Here is a 21,542-nt window from a genome sequence, read left to right as displayed (position 1 = left end):
AGACCGAATGACCAGCCAGGGCACGGGGAGCACCCCAGGCGCACCGGACCTGCCGGACGCCATCGCCGTGACCGGACTCGCGTGCCGGTTCCCCGGCGCACCCGACGCCGAAGCCTTCTGGGCGAACCTCGTGGCGGGCCGGGACAGCATCACCTTCCGCACCCCCGAGGAACTGGCCGCGCTCGGTGTGCCGGCCGACCGGCTGGCCGACCCGCGGTACGTGCCCGCCGGGGGAGTGCTCGACGGCATCGACGAGTTCGACGCCGAGTACTTCGGCATCACCCCGCGCGACGCCGCGCTGATGGACCCGCAGCACCGGCAGTTCCTGCAGTGCGTCGTCTCCGCGCTCGAGGACGCCGGCCAGCCCACCCGGGGCGTGGACGGCGGCATCGGCGTCTACGCGTCGGCCGGCTTCAACTCGTACCTGACCCACCATCTGCTGCCGCACGCCGCCGACCTCGCCGACCGCGCCGACGTGCAGTGGCTGGCGGCGGGCGACAAGGACTACCTGGCCACCCAGACGTCCTACCGGCTCGGCCTCACCGGCCCCAGCCTGAGTGTGCAGACCGCCTGCTCGTCGGCGCTGGTCGCCGTTCACCTGGCGGGCGAGGCGCTGCTCAGCGGAGAGTGCGACGTGGCCGTGGCCGGGGCCGTGTCGGCGGGTGTCGCCCAGGGCCTGGGCTACCTCCACGTCGAAGGCGGCATCCTGTCGCCGGACGGCCACTGCCGACCGTTCGACGCCGCCGCCGGCGGCACCGTCTTCGGCAGCGGCGTCGGCGTCGTGGTCCTCAAACGGCTCGCCGACGCCGTCGCGGACGGCGACACCGTACGCGCGATCCTGCTCGGCTCGGCGGTCAACAACGACGGCGACCGCAAGGTCGGGTTCACCGCGCCGGGCCTGGAGGGGCAGGTCCGCGTCATCGGCGCCGCGCAGTCCGTCGCCGGTGTCGGCCCCGAGGACATCTCCTGCCTGGAGGCCCACGGCACCGGTACGGCCCTCGGCGACCGCATCGAACTGGCCGCCCTCGACCGGATCTTCGCCGACGCCCCCGATCCCCGCCGGGTTCTCGGCGCGGTCAAGTCGAACGTCGGCCACCTGGACACCTGCGCGGGCATGGCCGGACTGATCAAGACGGTCCTCGCGCTCCAGCACCGCACCCTGCTGCCCACCGCACACTTCGACAGCCCCTCGCCCGGCCTCGACCGGAGCCGTTTCCGGGTGCTGACCGCCGCCGAACCCTGGACCGGCGAGGACGGCACCCGCACGGCCGGAGTGAGTTCCTTCGGCATCGGCGGCACCAACGCCCACGTCATCCTGCGGGACGCCCCGCCGGCGGCCCGTCGCGCACCGGACCCCGACACGGCCGGCGGATGGCAGGTGCTGCCGCTGTCCGCCCGCACACCCGAGGCGCTGGACCGGCTGGCCGCTCGGCTGGACAGGGCCGTAGCCGGCCCGGCCGCTCCCGAACTGGCCGACGCGGCGCACACCCTGCAGACCGGCCGCACGGCCCACCCCTGGCGCCGTGCCGTCACGGCGGCATCCGGCCGCACGGCGGCTCTCGCCACGCCCGGGCCCGCCACGGTGCGTGCCGGTGACGCGCTCGGCGGCGTCGCGCTCCTCTATCCCGGCCAGGGGGCCGGCACCCCGGGCATGGCCGCGGAACCCTACGCCGCCGAACCGGTGTTCCGCGCCGCCCTCGACCGGTGTCTGGAAGCCCTGCGCCCGTGGACGGACGCCCCACTGCGCGAACTGCTCCTCGATCCCGGACACGAAGACGCCTTCGGCCGCACGGAGGTGGCCCAACCCGCGCTGTTCGCCGTCGAGTACGCCCTCACCGAGTGGTGGACGGCCCTCGGCGTCCGCCCGGTGGCGCTGGCCGGACACAGCGTCGGCGAGCTCACCGCCGCCTGCGCCGCCGGGGTGTTCACCCTCCCGGACGCCGCCCGGCTCGTCGCCCGGCGAGGCGCGCTCATGAGCCGGATGCCGGCCGGAGCGATGCTCGCCGTTCCGCTGCCCGAGGCCGAACTGCGCCACATCATCGACACCTCGTACGGCGACGTGGGCGCCGCCTGGGAGGTCCGGCCGGAACTCGCCGCCGTCAACGCGGCCGACCGCTGTGTGGCCACCGGTGATCCGGCCACCGTCGAACGGCTGCGGGAACTGCTCGCCGAACGGGGTGTGGCGGCCCGCCCGCTGACCGTCCGGCACGCCTTCCACAGCCGTCACGCCGACGGGCTGCTCGACGAGTTCGCCGCCCTCGTCGCGGCCACACCGGCACAGGCCCCCGGGATCCCCGTCGTCTCCACCCTGACCGGCCGGCCGCTCACCCCCGAGGAGGCGGCCTCGCCCGAGCACTGGGCCCGGCAGTTGCGCGAGACGGTCCGCTTCGCGGACGCCCTGCGGGCACTGCCGGAGACGGCGGCGCTGGTCGAGGCGGGACCGGGCCGAGCGCTGTCCGGTTTCGCCCGCCGCACCCTCGGTGCGGACCGGCTGGTCCTCCCGGCACTCGGGCGGCTCCGCGACGGCGAGGACGAGCCCCCCGCCCGGCTCACCGCGGTCGCCCGGCTGTGGGAGCGCGGCACCGACATCGACTGGACGGCGCTGGGCGAACGGACCGGACGCCGCCGCGTCCCGCTGCCGGCCTACCCGTTCGAACGGACCCGGCACTGGTTCGAGCCCTCCGCTCCGGCCGCCGCCCCGTCCACCGGCCGGCCGGCTTCCGTGAGCCCGCCCACCTCGGCCACGACCGACGCGTCCGACCGGCCCGAGGACTGGCTGCACGTGCTGGCGTGGTCCCCCTCCGTGCCGCCCGCCCCCGTTCCCCGGACGGGGCCCGGTACGGTCCTGCTGCTCGCCGACGCCTCGGGCCTGGCCGACGAGATCGCCGCGAGGCTGGTCCGTGACGGCGCCCGGGTGCACATGGTGCGCCCCGCCGGGCCCGGGCTGCCGGGCGGGATCAGCGCCGAGGCCGACGGCCACCGGCTGGACCCCGAGCACCCGGACGCCTTCCGTGCCCTGGCGGCCGAGCTGGTGTCCGGCGGGACGGACCCGGACGCGGTCGTCTCCTGCTGGGCCGTCGACGACCCCGCCGTCGACGTCGCCGCCGCCGACGCGGTGGCCCGCTGCGCGCTGCGTGCCGTCACGGTGCCCGCCGCGCTGGCCCACGCGCTGAGCGAGCGGTTCCCCGGCCGCCCCCCGCGCATGCTGCTGATCAGCGACGCGGCCCTCGCCGTCGGTGGCCAGCGCCCCCGTACGCCGCACGCCGCCGCCGCCGTCGGACCGGCGCGGGTGCTGCCCCTGGAACTCCCGGGCAGCGCGGTGCGCGTCCTCGACCTGGACTGCGCGTCCCGTACGCCCTCCGACCACGCCCGGGCCGCCGACGCGGCCCTAGCCGAACTCGTGGCGCTCGTCCACGGAGCCGGGGCGGCCGACCCGGTGGTCGCCGTCCGCGGCCGGGTCCGGCTGGTGCCCGAGGCCGCGCGCCCGGCCCTCGGCGAAGCCACCCGGCCGCCCGCCGAACCGCCCTTCGGGGCCTGGCTGATCACCGGGGGCCTGGGCGGCATCGGCACCGCCGTCGCCACCCGTCTCGCCGACCGGGCGGACCGCCACCTCGTCCTGGTCTCCCGCCGGCCGGTACCCGACGGGCCTGCCTGGCAGGCGATCAGGCCGAAGGGCGAGAAGCCCGCCGCCACCTGCTCCCCGGAGCTGGCCCGCACCCTGGCGGCGCTCTCCGCGAACGGCTCCGAGGTCTGCCTCGTCCAGTGCGACGTCACCGACGAGCGGAGCCTGGGCGAGGCGCTCGACCGGGTTCGCGAACGCTACGGCCGGATCGCCGGCGTCGTGCACGCGGCCGGCCTGCCGGGCGGCGGTGTGCTGGCCCTGCGGAGCCCCGAAGCCATCGCGCGGGTCCTGGAACCGAAGGTGCTGGGCACCGTGCTGCTGCACCGGCTGACCGAGCGGGACCGGCCGGTCATGGCGCTGTGCTCGTCCGTGCTGGCCGTCACCGGCGTGGCCGGACAGGCCGACTACACCGGCGCCAACGCCTTCCTGGACAGCTTCGCGCACACCACCGACACGGCCGTCTCCATCGGCTGGGACCGCTGGTCCGAGACGGGGATGGCCGTGCGGAGCGGCACCGCCGACTGGACGGACGAAGGAGGCGAGCCGCTCGACCACGCGCTGTTCGACGCCCGGCGCGACGCGTCCGACGGGTGGACCGAGTTCCGGCTGCGCCGCGGCCCGCACACCGCGTGGCTGTCCGGCGAGCACCGCCTGGCCGGTGAGCCGGTGCTCCCCGGCACGGCGCTGCTCGACCTGGCGGTCGCCGCGCACCGGCGGCTGACGGAAGCGGGCAACGGCTCCGACGGCGGGGCCGCAGGACCCGCGCCGGTAGAGCTGGACGCGGTCTTCACCAGCCCCGTCCGGCTCACCGAGCACGCACCGCCGGTGGTCGTCGTACGGCTGAGGCCCCACGCGGAGGGCGGCCACGACTGGGAGGTGCGGTCCTCCACGGCCGGCGGCCGCCCGCACGGCCAGGGTCGCGTCCGCCCGTACGACGGCCCCGCGCCGGAGGGCGTCGACCTCGCCGCGCTGCGCGCGGGGACCACCCCCGTCACGGTGCCGCCGGGCCGGGGATCGGGCGGGGCGCTGACCACCGGGCCGCGGTGGGAGTGCGTCACGCGCACCCGCCGGGGCGACGGCCACGCCCTGCTGTCGCTGCGGCTCCCCGAGCGTCACCACGACGACGTCACGGCCCACCCGCTGCACCCGGCGCTGCTCGACGCCGCCACAGGTGCCGTCGCCGAGAGCACGGGCCGACACCTGCCCGTGGCGTACCGCAGACTGATCCTCCACCAGGATCTGGGCGCTGAGGGGTACGCCCGCGTCGTGCCGGTCTCAGGTGACCCGCGGACCGGCGACACCCTGGTGGCCGACGTCACGCTGACCGACCCTCACGGCCGTCCGGCCGTGACCGTCGAGGGCTTCGTGCTGCGCCCGGTGCCCGCAACCGCGGGGGAGAACGCGCCGGCCGGGGAGAGGCCGGGGGACAACGACGGCATCACCACCCGGGACGGTCTGCGCGCCCTCGAGGTGATCCTCGCCAACCCCCATCTGCCGCACGTCCTGGTCACCCCCCGCGGCGCCCGGGCGGTCGCGGCGGGCGCTCCGCGTGCGGCCGCCGCCCCCGCGGAACCCGGCGTGGGGCAGGGACCGCAGGACGCCCTCCCGGACGACCTGCCGGAGCGGATCGCGCAGGTCTGGGCGCGGATGCTCGGCCTGCCCGCCGCGGGGCCCGACGACAACCTCTTCGAACTCGGTGCCGACTCCCTGGCCATCGTGCAGATCGCCGCCGAGATGCGGAACGCGGGCCTGGCCGTGTCACCCGGTGACCTCTTCGCCCACCCCACGGCCGCCGCACTCGCGGACCGGCTCGTCGCCGCCGCCGACACCGGCGACTTTGGGAGGGACGGCCCACCCGACGCGGCCCCGCCGGCCGCCGAGCGGCCCGCCGAGGCGCCGGGGGACTTCCCGGACGCCGACCTCAGCAACGAGGACCTGGCCCAGGTGCTGAACCTGTTCCGGTCCGGACAGGACAAGCAGTGAACGACATCGAGGACATCTACCCGCTCTCTCCCGCCCAGGAAGGGATGCTCTACCACTCCACGACCTCGCCGGAGCACGGCCTCTATGTCGAAACGACCACTTTCAAAGTCCTCGGTGCCCTCGACCTCGAGGCCCTGACGGCCGCCTGGCGGACCGTGGTCGCCCGCCATCCCGCGCTGCGCACGGCCTTCGTCCACGAACGCATCAGCGCCCCCCGCCAGGTCGTGGTGCCCGGCGCGGAAGTCCGCGTCGACTTCCGCGACCTGACGGACCTGGACGAGGCGGCGCGCGCCGAGGCGGTCGACAAGGAGGTGGCGCGGCGCCGCGGCGAGCCGTTCGACCTGACCCGCCCGCCGCTGATGAGGCTGCTGGCCCTGCGGCTGGGCGCCGAGGAGCACCTGATGGTGTGGACCTACCACCACATGATCCTCGACGGCTGGTCAACCGCCCTGCTGATGGCCGAGGTGACCGCCGAACTCGCGCACCCCGGCGGCACCGCGCCGACCCCGCCGCCCCCGTTCCGCGACCACATCACCTGGCTGCGCCGGCAGGACCCCGAGCGCGACCGCGCCTTCTGGAGCGACTACCTGGCCGGGTACCGCGAGCCCGCGGTCTTCACCCTGCCGGGAACCCGCCCCGGGGCCAAGCCGTCGGGAGAGTTCCGCACCCTGCGGGGCACCCTGCCCACCGACGTCACCGCCCGGCTGCGCGATCTGGCGGCGGCCCGGTCGACCACCCTCGGCAGCGTCGTGGAGGCCGCGTGGGCGGGCACCGTCGCCCGCTACTCGGGCCGTGACGACGTCGTCATGGGCGTCACCGTCGGCGGACGGCCGCCGCTGGCGGGCGCCGAATCCATGATCGGCATGTTCATCAACACCGTTCCCGTACGCGCGCGTATCGACCACGAGCTGGCCGCCGAGGAGTGGCTGTCCGGGTACGCGGCCTCCCGCCACCCCGTCCTGGAGCACCAGCACACGCCGCTCACCGACGTCCATCGCTGGGCCGGGACCGAACGCGGGGTACATCTCTTCGACACCGCCGTCGTGTTCGAGAACTACCCGGACGCCTCCCAGTCCGTTCTGTCCGGGGGAGAGCTCCGCGTCACGGACGTCCGCTACGAGACCCGCACCAACTACACCGCCACGCTCGTCATACGGGCCGCCGGCGATCTGGGTTTCCAACTCGTCGTGGACGCGGAAGCGTTCGGTGACGACGAGGCGCAGCGGCTCCTCGAGCACGTCACCACCGTCCTCGAACGGCTCGCCGACCGACCGGACATGCCCGTCGGCGACCTCCTCGCGGTGCCGGAGGAGACCCGCGCCCTGATCCTGGACCGCTGGAACGGGACGGATGTCGACCGCACGCCGCCGCGCGCGCTGCTCGACGGCCTGATCGACCGGGCGGTGGCCGACCGACCGGACCACCCGGCGGTCGTCTCCGGCGACACCACGTACACCTACCGGGAGCTCGACACCCGTGCCACGGCGCTCGCCCGGCACCTGGCCGCCCTCGGCACGGGCCCCGGCGACCGCGTCGGCGTCTGCCTGGGCCGCGGCGCCGACCTGGTCACCGCCCTGCTCGCCATCGCGCGCGCCGGAGCCGCTTTCGTACCGCTGGACCCGGCGCATCCCGCCGACCGGACCGCCTACATACTGCGGGACGCCGACCCCGCCCTCGTGCTCACCGACGCCGCGACGGCCCTGCGGTCCGAAGGCTGGGACGGCACGGTGCTGGACCTGTCGAGCGAGGAGTGGGCAGCCCTCCCCGAGGCGGCCGCCGCACTGCCGGGGGCCGCGCCGGACGGCCTGGCCTACGTCATCTACACGTCCGGTTCGACCGGGCGGCCCAAGGGCGTGGCCATCGGCCACCGGGCCCTCGCCAACCTGGTGGACAGCCTGGCGCTGCGGCACCCCGGCCTCGGACCGGACGACCGCTTCCTCGCGCTGACCACGCTCACGTTCGACACGTCGCTGGCCGAGCTCCTGGTGCCGCTCGCGGTGGGGGCCACGGTCCACGTCGGGGGACGGACGCTCGGACTGAGCGGCAGGGAGGTGGACGGCTACATCACCCGTCACGGCATCACCGCACTGCAGGCCACGCCCTCGCGCTACCGGGCGCTGCTGGAGTCGGGCTGGCAGGGCGACGGCTCGCCCCGGCTGTACAGCTGCGGCGAGCCGTTCCCGCCGGACCTCGCGGAACCGCTGGCCGAGCGGGGCGAGTCCGTGTGGAACATGTACGGGCCGACCGAGACCACGGTGTACTCCAGCGTCGAGGAGATCCACGCCGCGACCACCCGGGTCACGGTCGGACGCCCGATCTCGAACACCACCCTGCGCGTCCTCGACCGGCGCGGCGGCCTCCCGCCGATCGGCTGCGTCGGCGAACTCTGCATCGGTGGCGACGGCGTCGCCGAAGGCTACTGGAACCGTCCCGAACTGAACGCCGAGCGCTTCGTACCGGACACGTACACCGGCGGACGCTCGCGCATGTTCCGTACCGGCGACCACGCGCGCACCCTCCCGGACGGCCGGGTCGAGGTCCTCGGCCGGATGGACCGCCAGCTCAAACTGCGCGGCTACCGCATCGAGCCCGGCGAGATCGAACAGGTGCTGCTGGAGGACCCGCAGGTCGCCGCGGCCGCCGTCGCCGCACGTGACGACCGGCTCGTGGCCTGGACCGTGCCGGCCGACCACGCCGCTCCGGCGGCACCCGACCGGCTGCGCGAGCGGCTCCGGCGCCGTCTGCCCTCGTACATGATTCCCGACGTCCTGGTCACGCTGGACGAACTCCCGCTCACCGCCGCCGGGAAGACCGACCTCCTCGCCCTGACCGTGCCTTCCGACGAGGCGTCCGACGGGCCGTCCGGCGCCGCGGCCGCGGCCCGCCCGGACGACACGGCCGGTGAGGCTTCGCCCGGCGGGCTGGAGGAGACGGTCGCCCGTATCTTCCGGGACGTGCTCGCCCTTCCCGAAGTGGGCCTCGACGACGACTTCTTCGACCTCGGCGGGGACTCGCTGCGCGCCATGCGCATCGCGGCCCGCATCCGGTCGGAGCTGGACGCGGACTTCGACGTCGAGCTGCTCTTCGACTACTCGACGGTGCGCGAACTGGCCGCAGGCATCGCCCGGATCACCGCCGCGGGCAACTGAACGAGAAAGGTCCCCGAACCATGGAAACGCCCCACGACGCCGAACACCGGCTCGACACCGCCCTGCTGGCCCGCTGGGAGGCTCATCCCGAGCGGATCGCCATCCTGGACGGTGACGACGTCGTTCTCGCCGGGGAGGTCAGGGACCGCGCCGTGCGGATCGCGGCCCGGCTGCGCGACCGCGGTGTGCGCCCCGGCGACCGGGTGGCCGTCCTGCTGGAACGGTCGGCCGACTTCGTGATCGCGGTCGCGGCGGTGGTCCTCGCCGGCGGAGCCCATGTGGCGATCGACACCGCCAATCCGGCGGAACGCGTCGACTTCCTGCTGCGGGACTGCGCGCCCCGCCTGCTGCTGACCTCCACGGCCCTGCGCGCCGGCCTGTCCGAGGACCTCGCCACCCGGGTGCTGACGGTGGAGGAGTGCGCCGACGCGGACGGTCCGCAGGAGTTCCGGCCCGCCGACGCGCTCGCCGACCGCCCCGCGGTGGTGATCTACACCTCCGGGTCGACCGGCCGGCCGAAGGGGTCGCTCCTCAGCCATCGGGGTGTGACCGCCCGGCTGCGGTCCCTGCAGAACAGCCACCCGATCGACGCGAACGACCGGGTGCTGCACCACACGGCCTGCACCTTCGACATGTTCCTCGTCGAGGTGTACTGGCCGTTGCTGCACGGTGCGCCGATCGTCGTCGCGGCGCCGGGCCGCCAGCGTGACCCCGGCCATCTGGCCCGGCTGATCCGGGAGCACGAGGTCACGACCGTCTGGTGGGTGGTCTCGCTGCTCGAGCTGTTCCTCCTGGCACTGGGCCCGGGGGATCGGGTCGACGGACTGCGCCAGGTGCTGACCGGCGGTGAGGCGCTCGGCCCGGAACTCGTCCGGCGCTTCCACGAGCGGTCCAGCGCCACCCTCAGCAACCTGTACGGGCCGAGCGAGTGCACCATGTACTGCACCGCCTGGGTGTGTCCGCGCGACCCCGGTCTGCGGACCGTCATGATCGGCTCGGCCATCGAGGACACCACTTTGTGGATCCTCGACGAGCAGGGCCGGCCCGTTCCGGAAGGACAGCCCGGAGAGCTGTACATCGGCGGCGTCGGTGTCTCGCTCGGCTATCACGACCGGCCCGAGCTGACGGCCGAGCGCTTCGTCGCGGACACCCTGGGCGGCACCGACGGCCGGCTGTACCGCTCCGGGGATCTCGTGCGCGCCCATCCTTCGGGCGAGCTGGAGTACCTCGGCCGGGTGGACCGCCAGGTCAAGATCCGCGGGTTCCGCATCGAACCGGGCGAGATCGAGGGGACCGCGCTGCGCGTCCCCGGAGTGCGCCAGGCGGCGGTGGTGGCCGACGGCGCGGGGGCCGCGACGAGGCTGGTCGGCTTCGTCGTCCTGGACACCGGCGAGAAATCGGCCCGCGAGGCCGAGCGGGTTCGGAGCGAGCTCGCCGTCTGGCTGCCCGCCCACCTGGTGCCGGCGGTGATCGTGCCGCTGGAGCGCTTCCCGCTCACGCCCAACGGCAAGCTGGACCACGGCGAACTCACCGCATGGGCGGCCGGCGCCGTACCCGTGACCGCCGGCACCGACTCCGGCGGTGATCCGGTCGCGGACCCGGCGGGGCACGGGGACGGTACCCGCGGACCCGAGCCGGCCGGCATGGAAGCCCTCGTCGCGGAGGTCTGGGGGAAGGTGCTCGGGGTTCCGGCCGTCGGCCCCCTCGACGACTTCTTCGAGCTGGGCGGGGACTCGTTCCGGGCCGTCCGCGTGATGCGCGAGCTGGAGGAGAGGACCGGTCTCCAGGTCCCCATGTACCTCGTCTTCGAGGCGTCCGGGGCCGCGGAGTTCGCCGAGGCCGTCACCGAGTTCGGGAAGTGATCGCCCGACCGGGGAACTTCCTGGTCGGGGCGGCACGGGAAGCCCGGGTGCGCGCCGCCCCGGCGCGTCGTGCCGCCGCCCGGCGGCCGGCTGCCCCGGTCGTCGTCGACGGGCCGCTCTCCCGGTGAGGAGCACCTCCCCGGTCTCCCCGTGACACGGGACCATCCACCGTCGCCACAACTCGCTGTTCGAGGAGAAACTATGCGGTTGTCGCTCAGCGGCACCAAGATGGCCGGACTGTCCGGCCTGCGCAGCATCATGGAGGACGTCGCCGCGAGCACGGCCGGGGCCTCGGCCGACGGGTGGCTCAACCTGAGCGTCGGCAACCCCGCTCCCATCCCCGTGGTGCGTGACATGTGGCGGGCCGCCCTGACGGAGTCGATCGCCGAGGACTTCGACGAGGCCGGCTGCCGCTACGGCCCGTCCCGTGGCAGCCATGCCCTGGTCGAGAGCGTCGCCGACTACTTCCACCGGACGTACGGCTGGCGGCTCGGCCCCGAGAACATAGTCGTCGGCCCCGGCAGCCAGATGGTCTGCTTCGCGGCGGCCGCCCTCTTCGCCGGTCCGGGAGTCCACGGCGAGCGGCGGATCGTGCTCCCGATGGTGCCCGACTACACCGGCTACCAGGGACTGTGCATGAACGACGACGGCATCGCCGGAGTCGCCCCGCTGATCCATCGCGAGGAGGACCACCGTTTCCGCTACGCCCTCGACATCGAAGCACTGCGGCGTCGCGCGGACATCGGAACGATGCTGATCTCGAGCCCGGGCAATCCCACCGGGCGCGCCCTGAGCCGCCCCGACCTGGACGCGCTCACGGCGCTCGCGGCCGAGCGCGAGGTCCCCCTGTTCGTCGACCACGCCTACGGCGCGCCCTTTCCCCGGATAGCGGAGGTGCGCACCGAGCCGGTCCTGCACGACAGCGTCGTCAACTGCTTCTCCGCGTCGAAGGCCGGCCTGCCCGGCGAACGCGTCGGCTTCGCGATCGGCCATCCGAAGTACATGGCCCCGCTCGCGGCGTTCATGTCCAACTCCGTTCTCCACGCACCCCAGCTCGCTCAGCACGCCCTCGCCCGGGTACTGGCCGACGGGCGCCTCGACGAGACGACCCGCGACGCGATCACGCCGTACTACCGCGAGAAGAAGCGCTTCGTCGCGGAACTGCTGGACGAACTGCTGCCGGCGGACGTGGACTGGCGCATGCATTCCGGGGACGGAGGCATGTTCTGCTGGCTGTGGGTGGATCACCCCTGGTTCGACGACACCACGCTGTACGAACGTCTCAAGGAGAGGAGCGTGTTCGTCGTGCCGGGGCGGCACTTCTTCGTGGAACCGCGGCTCACCCCCGGCCTCGCGGACCATGCGACCCGGTGCTTCCGCCTGAGCCTGAGTGCGAACGAGAAAGTGATCACCGAAGGCGTCCACCGGCTCGCGGACGTGCTGTGCGAGATGCGGGACGGGACGGCGCCCTGACCGTACCTGCGGCGCCCCGCCGGAATCCGAGGGCCGGCCCGCTCCTCGAGCCGGCCGTATCCCGCGATGGTCGGAGGCCGTCCTCTCAGGGATGAGGAGACGACCTCTGCCGCGTCCGGTGCCCGCCCGTCCGCGTGGCGCCGGCGTCGTCCCCCTCACCGGCCCCCAGGGCCCCGCCACCGGCCCCGCCGCCCTTCGTCGCGGCCTCGCCGTCGCCCGTCCCGGCGGTGACACCGGTCGTCGCGGCCCCGCCATCGGCCTTCCCGGCGTCCGCGCCGGTGGTTCCGGGCCCACGGGCGAGCAGGGGATGGTGATCGTCGTTGGTGATCTTGGAGACCATGTCGGCCAGTTGCCGGCAGGCCAGTTCGATCTCACGCTGCGACTGGGCCCGCTCACCGAGGATCGCCGCGAGCAGCAGCGCCGTCAGGGCGGCGGAACCGTTGAAGGCCTGCAGAGTGATCATGTTGCTGACGAGGTCGTGCCCGGCGAACGGACCCGACCTCCGCGCGGCGGCCAGGATCGCGAAGGTCGACACGGCCAGCGCGCAGGGAGCTGCCCCGCTCAGACGGAAGCGGAACGCCGCCCAGAACAGCAGCGGGAAGGCGAGGAACAGCAGTGGCGTGGGACTGGCCTCCAGGAGCCCGACGCCGATCGCCACCCCCGCGAGCAGCAGCGCCTCCACCCACCGGACCGCGGGCACACCCCTCGGCAGGCGGGCCCTGCGCAGGACCAGCAGGACCGGGGTGACCACCAGCACGCCCATGGCGTCACCGGTCCACCACACCATCCAGGTCGACCAGAACCGGTCGGGGCCCAGCGCACCGGAGAGCACCAGGGCCGCGCTGCCCGCCGTCGCGCTGATCAGCATCCCGGTGAACGCGCCCAGGAAGATCAGCGCCAGCGCGTCCCGCAGCCGGTCCAGCTCGTCGCGGAACCCGGTGCGGCGCAGCAGCGCGTAGGAGCACAGGGGCGCCAGGGTGTTGCCGGCCGTGATGGCGAGCACGGCCGGGACCGACGGTCCCAGCGTGATGTTGACCAGGAAGGCGCCGAGCGTGATGCCGGGCCAGACACGCGGGCCGCGCATGAGCAGCGCCGCCACCGCGATCCCGCTCGGCGGCCACACGGGGGTGACCTGGCCGCGCACCAGCTGCTGGAGCAGGCCGAGCCGGGCGGAGCCGTAGTAGAGCGCGGCGAGGACGCAGACCTCCAGGGCGGCCAAGCCACCGCGCCGGAGCCGTTCCCGCCGCGCCTCAGTCATCGGGCGACCTCCGCTCGCCATCGCCTCGAAGCCATCATCCGTCCGATCCGCGGGTTCCGCCCGGCAGCGTGCCGGCCCGCGGATCCGCTGTTCAGGCGGGCGGGGTGCGCAGGGCCAGGATGGCCATGTCGTCGTGTCCGTCGCTGGGATGGTGATCCGCCAGCGCCCGGACGAACTCCGGCAGCGGCAGGGCGGCGTACGCGGCGGCGAGCTCGGCGAGTTCGCGCAGACTCTCGTCGATGGCGTGGCCGGGATGCTCGATCAGGCCGTCGGTGAAGAAGACCACGGTGGCGGCCGGGGGCAGCAGACGGGAGTGCTCGGGGCGGGGCTGCCCGGTGTCCACGCCGAGCGGCAGCCCGGGCTCGGAGTACAGCAGTTCCGCCCGGTGCCCCGGCGCGATCAGCAGCGGCGGGACGTGACCGGCGGTGCTCCAGCGCAGCCGCCAGCCCGTTCCCTCCGGTTCGATGCGGGCCAGGGTGGTCGTCGTGACCGGGTTGCTGGTGATCGCCTCCAGGGTCCGGTCGAGCTGGGTGAGGACCGCGCCGGGCGGGTTGCGGTGGTCGAACAGCAGGGCGCGCAGCATGTTGCGGGTGGAGGCCATGGCGGCCGCCGCCTGCAGGTCGTGGCCGACCACGTCACCGATGACGACGGCCACGACGCCGTCGGGCAGCTGTACGGCGTCGTACCAGTCCCCGCCGAGCTGACTGGGCTCCGCCGCGGGCCGGTAGATCGCGGCGGCGGTGAAGGGCCGCAGGTCGGGCAGGGTGGGCAGCAGCAGCCGCTGGAACTGCTCGGCGTCGATCCGGATCCGTTCGAACAGCCGGACGTTCTCGATCGCGATGCCCGCGGCGCTGGCCAGGGCGACGACGACGTTCTCGTCGTGCCTGTCGAAGGGCTGTCCGTCGAGCCGCTCGGAGAGGTAGAGGTCGCCGTAGATCTCGCCCCGGACGCTGATCGCGACACCCAGCAGCGTGCGCATGGGCGGGTGGCCGGCCGGAAAGCCGGCGGAGGACGGGTGAGCGGTGATCTCGTCGACCCGCAACGGCTCCGGGTAGCGGATCAGGTGGCCCAGGACGCCCAGGCCGCGCGGCAGGCCGGACACCTCGACGGCACGGCGCTCCTGCTCGGACAGGCCCTCCGCGATGAACTGCTCCAGGCCCTCCCCGGACCTGTTGAGGACGCCCAGGGCCCCGTAACGGGCGCCGACCAGTTCCATGGCGGTGGTCACGATGCGGTGCAGCACCGCGGGCAGTTCCACCTCGCGGCTGATGGCCACCACCGCGTCCAGCAGGCCCTGCAGCCGGTCCATCGTGGACAGCAGGCCGCGCAGCTGCTCGTCGATCCGGCCCAGCTCGGTACGCAGTCGTGAGTGCAGGTCGGGCAGGGTCGGGTGTCTCGGATGCCGGCCCTCCCGGCTCCCGGACATCACGCGCGCCCGGTGGTCCGGTGTCCGCACCCGGTGCCCGCCCGCCGGTCACGGCGGACCGGTTGGGACGGCCCCTGGATCCAGCGGTGCATGCCGGCCTCCTGACACGATCCCCCGTGGCGGCTGTGTCGTCCTTCGATTGTGGCATCGGCGGCCTTGGGCCTCAGCGGGAGCGGGCCTGGGTGCCGCGGCCGGGAGCGGCACCCGCCCGGCGTCAGGACACCAGCCCCACATGGGCGAGGGCCTGCTTCAGCAGGACTCCGTGCCCGCCCGGCATCTCGCCCTGCAGAGCCGCCGAGGCGGCCTCCTGCGGGCTGAACCAGACCAGGTCGAGCGCGTCCTGCCGGGGGCGGCAGTCGCCGGTCACCGGTACGACGTACGCCAGCGACACGGCGTGCTGGCGCGGGTCGTGGTAGGGCGTGATGCCGGCCGTCGGGAAGTACTCCGCGACCGTGAAGGGCTGCAGGGAGGCCGGGACCCGGGGCAGGGCGACCGGGCCGAGGTCCTTCTCCAGGTGGCGCAGCAGGGCGTCCCGGACCCGCTCGTGGTGCAGGACGCGGCCGGAGACCAGGGTCCGGCTCACCGTTCCGTCCGGGCCGATGCGCAGCAGCAGTCCGATGCTCGTGACCTCGCCGCTGTCGTCCACGCGCACGGGCACGGCCTCGACGTAGAGGATCGGCATCCGGGCCCTGGCCATCTCCAGCTCGTCCGAGGTCAGCCAGCCGGGCGTGGTTTCGGTGATGTCAGACATTGCTTGATCATACTTTCCGGGTGGGGCGCACGCTGCGGTCGCGGGCCGGTCGGTTCGTGGGCAGTGCGTAGAGTCGGCGGGCGTTGTCGCGGCCCGTCCAGGCCGCGACGCGCAGGGCGTCGGGCAGGCTCAGCTCGTCGGCGTCCACCCGGTCCTGGAGCAGTGTGCCCAGCGCGCGCCGGAAGGAGAGCGCGCCCAGGTGGTGGAACTCGGCCACACCGTAGGCGTCGGAGCTGTACAGCATCTTGCGGAACGGGGTGATCTCCAGTGCCTCCTCCAGCACCGCCCGGCAGCGGGCCGGGCCGGTGTGGTGTAGGGCCAGGCCGACGTCCAGGTACACCTGCTCGAACACCGCCGACAGATAGGCCGCCTGGCGGTGGTAGGGCCAGCAGTGCAGCAGCAGGACCGGGACCGTGCCGGCGGTCAGCCGCAGCCAGTCCGTGAGCAGGGCCGGGTCGGCGTGGTGCAGCCGCAGGTCGGCGTCGCCGAAGCCGGTGTGCAGTTGCAGCGGCAGACCCAGGCCGACCGCGGTCCACAGCAGATGCCGTACGAGGACCGGGTCCGCCAGGCGCCCGCCGCGCGCGAGCCACCGCCCGGCCGCCCTGGTCACCTCGCCGCCGGCGGGCCGTTCCGGGGCGAGGGCGAAGCCGGTCCGGTAGGCGGCCACCGACTTCACGGCGATCACCCCGGGCCGTCGTACGGCCTCCTCGGCGGCCGACCGGAAGGCGTCGGCGTATCCGCCGGCCGTGACACCCCGGGCCGCGACCTCCTCGGCCACCCGTTCCAGCCGCACCACCTCGTGGGCGTCCGCTCCCGAGGCCTCGGCCAGCTCGGCGGGGGAGGTCAGGGGATGCGGGGCGTAACCGGTGTCGACGCAGAACGTCCCGGCTCCGGCGGCGGTCAGGAAACGGCGGTTGACCTCACGCCAGCCCAGCTCGCGGCGCCGGGCCAGGTACTCGGCGGGGGCCGCGTGCCGGGGCAGGTCCAGCAGCGGCGCGCAGTGGCGCCGCACCGCCACGCCGACCGGGCTGTCAAAGGCCGACACGCCGGGCCAGACATCGCCCTCGGTGATCAGCGACTCGAACTCGGCGGGCGCGAGATCGGCGGTGACGGCGCCGTGGCAGTGGTGGTCCACCAGCGGCAGAGCGGCGAGGGCCTCCTGGACCGGCCCGGTCGCGGCCATGATCAGTACGTCCAGCGGTAGGCCGCCGCGACCCGCGCGTCGTCCAGGCCGTCCACCGCCGCCGCCTCCCCGAGCCGTACGGCCGTCACCGCGTCGGCCAGGACCGGGCCCAGCGCGGACCGCAGCACGTCGTCGGCCCGGAACTCCTCGACGGCCTCCGGCAGCGACACCGGCAGGCGCCGCACGCCGAGAGCCGCCGCCTCGTCCGGGCCGTACCGGGAGGGGTCCCCGGTGATCTCCTCCGGCAGCGTCCGGGACGCCCCCAGGCCGTCCAGCCCGGCGGCGATCACGCAGCCGAACGCGAGGTACGGGTTGGCGGCCAGGTCGACCGGCTTGACCTCCATGTTCGACTCCCGGTCCCGGCGGCCCGTCGTGCCGGTGACCATCCGCAGCGCGGCCTCGCGGGTCTCCCGCCCCCACGCGGCGAAGACCCCCGCCCACTGGGAGGGCCTCAGCCGCAGATAGCTGGCCGGACTGGGCGCTGTCACGGCCGTCAGCGCGGGCAGGTGCGCGAGCACCCCGGCCGCGAACGACTCCGCCTCGGCCGTCATGCCGTACCGGCCGTCGCCGCCGGCGTGCAGGTTCACCCCGTCGCGCCAGCACGACAGGTGCAGATGGCCGCCGTTGCCGACGCCCTCGGCGAGGACGGCGGGGGAGAAGGACACCCGCAGGCCGTGCCGCCGCGCCACCGCCCGGATCGTCTGGCGGACCAGGACGCTGCGGTCGGCGGCGGCCACCGGGTCCAGCGCGCCCACCGAGACCTCGAACTGCCCGGCCGCGTACTCGGGGTGGATCTGGTCGACGTCCACCCCCTGGGCCGCGAACGCCGCGTACAGGTCGGCGGTGCAGTCGCTCAGCCCGACCTGCCGGACGGCGCCGTACGCCGGGCCGCTCACCGCCGGGACGAACTCCCCGTCGGGCGTGCCGTCGAGCCCGAAGGTCCACTCGACCTCGATGGCCGCCCGGAAGGCGAGGCCGTGCTCCTCGGCGGCCCGCGCGACGGTCCGGCGCAGGAAGGTGCGCGAGCAGCCGGGGTGGGGCTCGCCCTCCTGCGTGATCCGGTCCACGGGAGCCCAGGCCCAGCCGGGCTGCCCGGCCAGCACCACCAGCCGGCCGAGATCGGGGTACAGGCGCAGGTCGCCGTCGGGGGAGCCGAGGACGTCGGTGGTGACGATCGAGTCGTCGGCGAGGAACGTGTCGAAGACCGGCGACATGCCGACCCCCCAGGCCGCGGCCGCCTCCAGCCGGGCCGTCGGGACGGTCTTCACCCGGCAGACCCCCGCGGTGTCCACGTACGCGAGGACGACGCCGTGCACGCCCCGCGCGGTCAGCTCCGCGGTGAGCGCGGCGACCCGCTCCGGATCGCCCGGCCGGCCGCCGGGCACCGGGTCGGCAAGGGTGGTCATACGTCCTCCTCGACGGGCTCGGCCCCGGCCTGCCGGGGCGGCGGGGCCGGGCCGGGCCCGGTCCGCGGCTCCGCTCAGGGTTTCACGGCCACCGCGCCGAACTGCGGTACCGCGGCGGCGTCGGGTTCGGCGCGCCACTGCGAGCACGGCACCAGGCCCGGCTCGATCAGCTCCATGCCGTCGAAGAACGCGGCTATCTCCGCGCGGCCGCGGGCGGTGATCGGCGGGGTGGCGTTGGCGTTCCAGAACTCCATCGCGGCGATGTTGCCCTCGCCGCCGACCTCGGCGTCGAAGGTGGGGTGGGTGAGCACCAGGAAACTGCCGGAGGGCACCGCCGCCATGATCCGCCGCACGATCTCCCGGGCCCTGTCCACGTCCAGGACGAAATTGAGGATGCCCAGCATCATCACCGCGACCGGCCGGCCGAGGTCCAGGGTCTCGGCCGCGCCGCGCACGATGGCCTCGGGGTCGTGCACGTCGGCGTCGATGTAGTCGGTGACGCCCTCGGGGGAGCTGGTGAGCAGCGAGCGGGCGTGCACCAGGACGATCGGGTCGTTGTCGACGTACACGATCCGGGAGTCGGGCGCGACGCGCTGCGCGATCTCGTGGGTGTTGTCCACCGTGGGCAGGCCGGTGCCGACGTCGAGGAACTGGCGCACCCCGCGTTCGGCGGCCAGGTGGCGCACCACCCGGCCGAGGAAGTCCCGGTCCGCCCGGGCCACCGCCCGGATCACCGGGAACATCCCGGCGATGTGCTCGCCGACCCGCTGGTCGACCTCGTAGTTGTCCTTGCCGCCGATCCAGTAGTTCCAGACCCGCGCGTTGTGCGCCACGGAGGTGTTCAGCCTCGCCGGTCCGGCCGTCGGGGAATGCCCCTCGCTCACGTATCCGCCCCTCTCCCGTGCGGTTGCCCGCCGTCATTGTGCCGCTCCTTGATCGCCCTGTCCCGGGAACCCCGGACCGTGACGGGCCGGGCACCCTCCGGTGTCCCGCGGCGCATGAGGAACACTGGATCCGGTACCCCTCCCCGATCCGGAAGCAGGACATGCACGCCACGCCCGCGCCCCTCGCCGACGTCCCCGCGCCCGTCACCGGATCCGCCGACATCCGGCTCGTCGTCACCGACATGGACGGCACGCTGCTGGACGACGCCAAGCGCGTCCCCGCCGGCCTGTGGCCGATGCTCGCCGAACTGCGCCGCCGCGGCGTGCTGTTCAGCCCGGCCAGCGGACGTCAGTACGCCACGCTGGCCCGGGAGTTCGCGGACGTCGCCGAGGGGATGGTGTTCATCGCGGAGAACGGCACCTACGTCGTCCGCGACGGCGTGGAGCTCAGCTCCGACCCGCTGGAGCCGGCCGTCGCCGCGGACGTCGCCCGGACGGTACGACGGCTCGCCGCGGACGGTGTCGACGTGGGCGCCGTCGTCTGCGGCAAGCGGTCGGCGTACGTCGAGCGGTCCGACGAGGCGTTCCTCGCGGAGGTGCGCAAGTACTACGTCGAGCACCGCGTCGTCGACGACGTCACCGCCGTCGACGACGAGGTGATCAAGGTCGCGCTCTTCGACTTCGGTCCGGCCGAGCGGAGCACCGCCCCGGCCCTGGACGCGTTCGCCGCCAGCCACCAGGTCGTGGTGTCCGGCGAGCACTGGGTCGACGTCATGAACCGCACCGCCAACAAGGGCGCCGCCCTGCGCGGCCTCCAGCGCGAACTGGGCATCACCCCGGCGCAGACGATGGTGTTCGGCGACTACCTCAACGACCTGGAGATGCTGGACGCCGCCGAGTGGTCCTTCGCCATGGCCAACGCCCACCCGGAGGTCGTCCGCAGGGCGCGCCGGCTCGCCCCGGCCAACAACGACAACGGGGTGCTGCGGACCATCGCCGAGGTGATCGGGATACCGCTGCGGCGAGCCTGAGTCAGCGCTTCAGCCCGACCGCGCCGTACAGCGAGACCGGCGCGGTGTCGTCGGGCGCCTCCTGCGAGCGCCACCTGGCCACCGACTCGATCCCGGGCGGCAGCAGTTCGAGTCCCTCGAAGAACACGCCGACCTCGGCCCGCGACCGGGCCACCAGGGTGACCCCGCCCGCCGCGTACGCCGCGATGCCGCGCCGGACGTTCTCCGGTTCGAAGTCGGCCGTCATCGTCGACAGCACCAGGCAGCTGCCCGGGGCCAGCGCGTCGACGAGAGTGCGGACCACGTCGTGGGCGCCGTCCTCGTCGGCGACGAAGTGCAGCAGCGCGATCAGGGAGAGGGCGACGGGCTCGCCGAAGTCCAGGACGTGGGAGGCCCGTTCGAGGATGGCGTCCGGGTCGCGGGCGTCGGCCTGGAGGTACTCGGTCACCCCCTGCGGGGTGCCGCGCAGCAGCGCTTGCGCGTGGGCCAGCACGATGGGGTCGTTGTCCACGTAGACCACGCGGGCGTCCGGCGCGACGGACTGGGCGATCTGGTGCAGGTTGGGTTCGGTGGGTATGCCGGTGCCGATGTCCAGGAACTGGCGGATGCCCGACTCCCCGGCCAGCGCCCGGGTGGCACGGCGCATGAAGGCCCGGTTGGCGAGTGCCGCGCGCGGGGCGCCGCCGTCGATCGCCGCGATCTGCCGGCCGAGCCGTTCGTCGACGGGGTAGTTGTCCTTGCCGCCGAGGTACCAGTCGTAGACCCGGGCCGGATGCGGCCGGGTGGTGTCGATGCCCTGCGCCGCCGGCTCGGTCCCCGTCACGTGCTGCTCCTCCGCTCGACCGGCCCCCTCGGTCAGCGGGGGGACCGGGAGCAGTGTGACACGATCATGAGGCGCGGCGCAGACACTCTTCGGCCACCTGTTCGTCCAGGGCCGCCCGCACCAACGCCGCGGCCAGTACGGCCGGTTCGGTGTCCCCCGCGAGCCCGGCCAGCCGGCCGGCGTCCTCCGGCAGCCCGAGCCGGCCGGCGCCGGACAGCGCCTTGCCGTCGAAGTACGGCGAGACGTCCGGCCACACCCGCTGCGCCTCCCGGAGGAAGATGTCGGCGCCGGCCGGCCCGATGCCCGGTTCCTCCTGGAGGAGCCGTTTGAGTTCGCCGGTGTCGCCGCCTGCCTCCTCGTGCAGGCGGCGCAGGTCCCCGCCCCAGCGGTCGGCCAGCAGCTCCGCGCCGTCGCCGAGCTGGGTCGCCGTGCGCTCGTCGTAGCGCCGGTAGCCGCCGCGGCCCAGCGCGTCCACGCGCCGCTGCCAGTCCGCCCCGGCCATGCGCCGGGGGCTGTCGAGCCGGTCCTCGTGCAGTGCGCGGGACGCGGCCACCGCGACGGAGGCCCGGATCCGCGCGCTCAGCAGAAGGGAGAGGACGAGCAGCCGGTACAGCGGCTGCGGCGTGTCTTTCAGCCTGATGTCCGCCTCCTCGGCGTACGTCCGCCCGCACACGGACACCAGTTCGCGTACCACCCGCTCGTCGCGGTCCAC

At 74.4% G+C, this 21,542-nt stretch carries 13 protein-coding genes; 5 read left to right on the top strand and 8 right to left on the bottom strand.

Annotation, left to right across the window (positions count from 1 at the left end; translation table 11 throughout):
* Positions 1-7 precede the first annotated feature (7 nt).
* The 4 genes from ACWCPN_RS30080 to ACWCPN_RS30065 all read left to right on the top strand — a co-directional run bounded on the left by ACWCPN_RS30080 (position 8) and on the right by ACWCPN_RS30065 (position 12,089).
* Entirely contained in the window at positions 8-5,605 is a 5,598-nt protein-coding gene (locus ACWCPN_RS30080; RefSeq protein ID WP_451212435.1) for a type I polyketide synthase, read from the top strand.
* Positions 5,602-8,754, top strand: a complete 3,153-nt coding sequence (locus tag ACWCPN_RS30075) for a non-ribosomal peptide synthetase (protein WP_451212432.1) — start codon at positions 5,602-5,604, stop codon at positions 8,752-8,754. The genes ACWCPN_RS30080 and ACWCPN_RS30075 overlap by 4 nt, the downstream gene beginning before the upstream one ends.
* Before the next feature lie 20 nt (positions 8,755-8,774).
* A complete protein-coding gene (locus ACWCPN_RS30070; RefSeq protein ID WP_451212430.1) occupies positions 8,775-10,616 on the top strand; it encodes a non-ribosomal peptide synthetase in 1,842 nt (613 codons plus the stop codon).
* A gap of 201 nt (positions 10,617-10,817) precedes the next feature.
* Positions 10,818-12,089 (top strand): valine--pyruvate transaminase, encoded by a 1,272-nt coding sequence (locus tag ACWCPN_RS30065; RefSeq protein ID WP_451212427.1) that lies wholly within the window; start codon positions 10,818-10,820, stop codon positions 12,087-12,089.
* A gap of 85 nt (positions 12,090-12,174) precedes the next feature.
* On the opposite strand, the gene ACWCPN_RS30060 is transcribed toward ACWCPN_RS30065, so the two are convergent.
* From ACWCPN_RS30060 to ACWCPN_RS30035, 6 genes are all read right to left on the bottom strand, one after another.
* Positions 12,175-13,347, bottom strand: a complete 1,173-nt coding sequence (locus ACWCPN_RS30060; RefSeq protein WP_451212424.1) for an MASE1 domain-containing protein — start codon at positions 13,345-13,347, stop codon at positions 12,175-12,177.
* Between the two features lie 91 nt (positions 13,348-13,438).
* Positions 13,439-14,773: a PP2C family protein-serine/threonine phosphatase gene (locus ACWCPN_RS30055; RefSeq protein ID WP_451212422.1), complete on the bottom strand. Its 1,335-nt coding sequence runs from the start codon at positions 14,771-14,773 to the stop codon at positions 13,439-13,441.
* 214 nt (positions 14,774-14,987) lie between these two features.
* The gene (locus ACWCPN_RS30050) at positions 14,988-15,524 is read right to left on the bottom strand and encodes an NUDIX hydrolase family protein (RefSeq protein WP_250405467.1); all 537 of its coding nucleotides are present in this window, start codon (positions 15,522-15,524) and stop codon (positions 14,988-14,990) included.
* A 7-nt stretch (positions 15,525-15,531) separates the two neighbouring features.
* Entirely contained in the window at positions 15,532-16,707 is a 1,176-nt protein-coding gene (locus tag ACWCPN_RS30045; protein WP_451212418.1) for an amidohydrolase family protein, read from the bottom strand.
* A 2-nt stretch (positions 16,708-16,709) separates the two neighbouring features.
* Positions 16,710-18,113, bottom strand: coding sequence for a glutamine synthetase family protein (locus ACWCPN_RS30040; protein WP_451212415.1), 1,404 nt, complete (start codon positions 18,111-18,113; stop codon positions 16,710-16,712).
* Positions 18,114-18,187: 74 nt separating this feature from the next.
* Entirely contained in the window at positions 18,188-18,997 is an 810-nt protein-coding gene (locus ACWCPN_RS30035) for an SAM-dependent methyltransferase (protein WP_392292617.1), read from the bottom strand.
* Between the two features lie 161 nt (positions 18,998-19,158).
* Between ACWCPN_RS30035 and ACWCPN_RS30030 the strand changes: the two genes are divergently transcribed.
* Positions 19,159-20,028 (top strand): Cof-type HAD-IIB family hydrolase, encoded by an 870-nt coding sequence (locus tag ACWCPN_RS30030; RefSeq protein ID WP_451212412.1) that lies wholly within the window; start codon positions 19,159-19,161, stop codon positions 20,026-20,028.
* Between the two features lies 1 nt (position 20,029).
* On the opposite strand, the gene ACWCPN_RS30025 is transcribed toward ACWCPN_RS30030, so the two are convergent.
* Both ACWCPN_RS30025 and ACWCPN_RS30020 read right to left on the bottom strand, forming a co-directional pair.
* Positions 20,030-20,830, bottom strand: coding sequence for an SAM-dependent methyltransferase (locus ACWCPN_RS30025; RefSeq protein WP_451212410.1), 801 nt, complete (start codon positions 20,828-20,830; stop codon positions 20,030-20,032).
* Between the two features lie 64 nt (positions 20,831-20,894).
* Complete coding sequence (locus tag ACWCPN_RS30020) at positions 20,895-21,542, bottom strand: endonuclease (protein WP_451212407.1); 648 nt, start codon at positions 21,540-21,542, stop codon at positions 20,895-20,897.

The organism is Streptomyces sp. NPDC002386 (genome assembly GCF_053593175.1).
The sequence above is the reverse complement of the archived record's forward strand: the minus strand, read 5'-3'. Positions and strand labels throughout refer to the sequence as shown.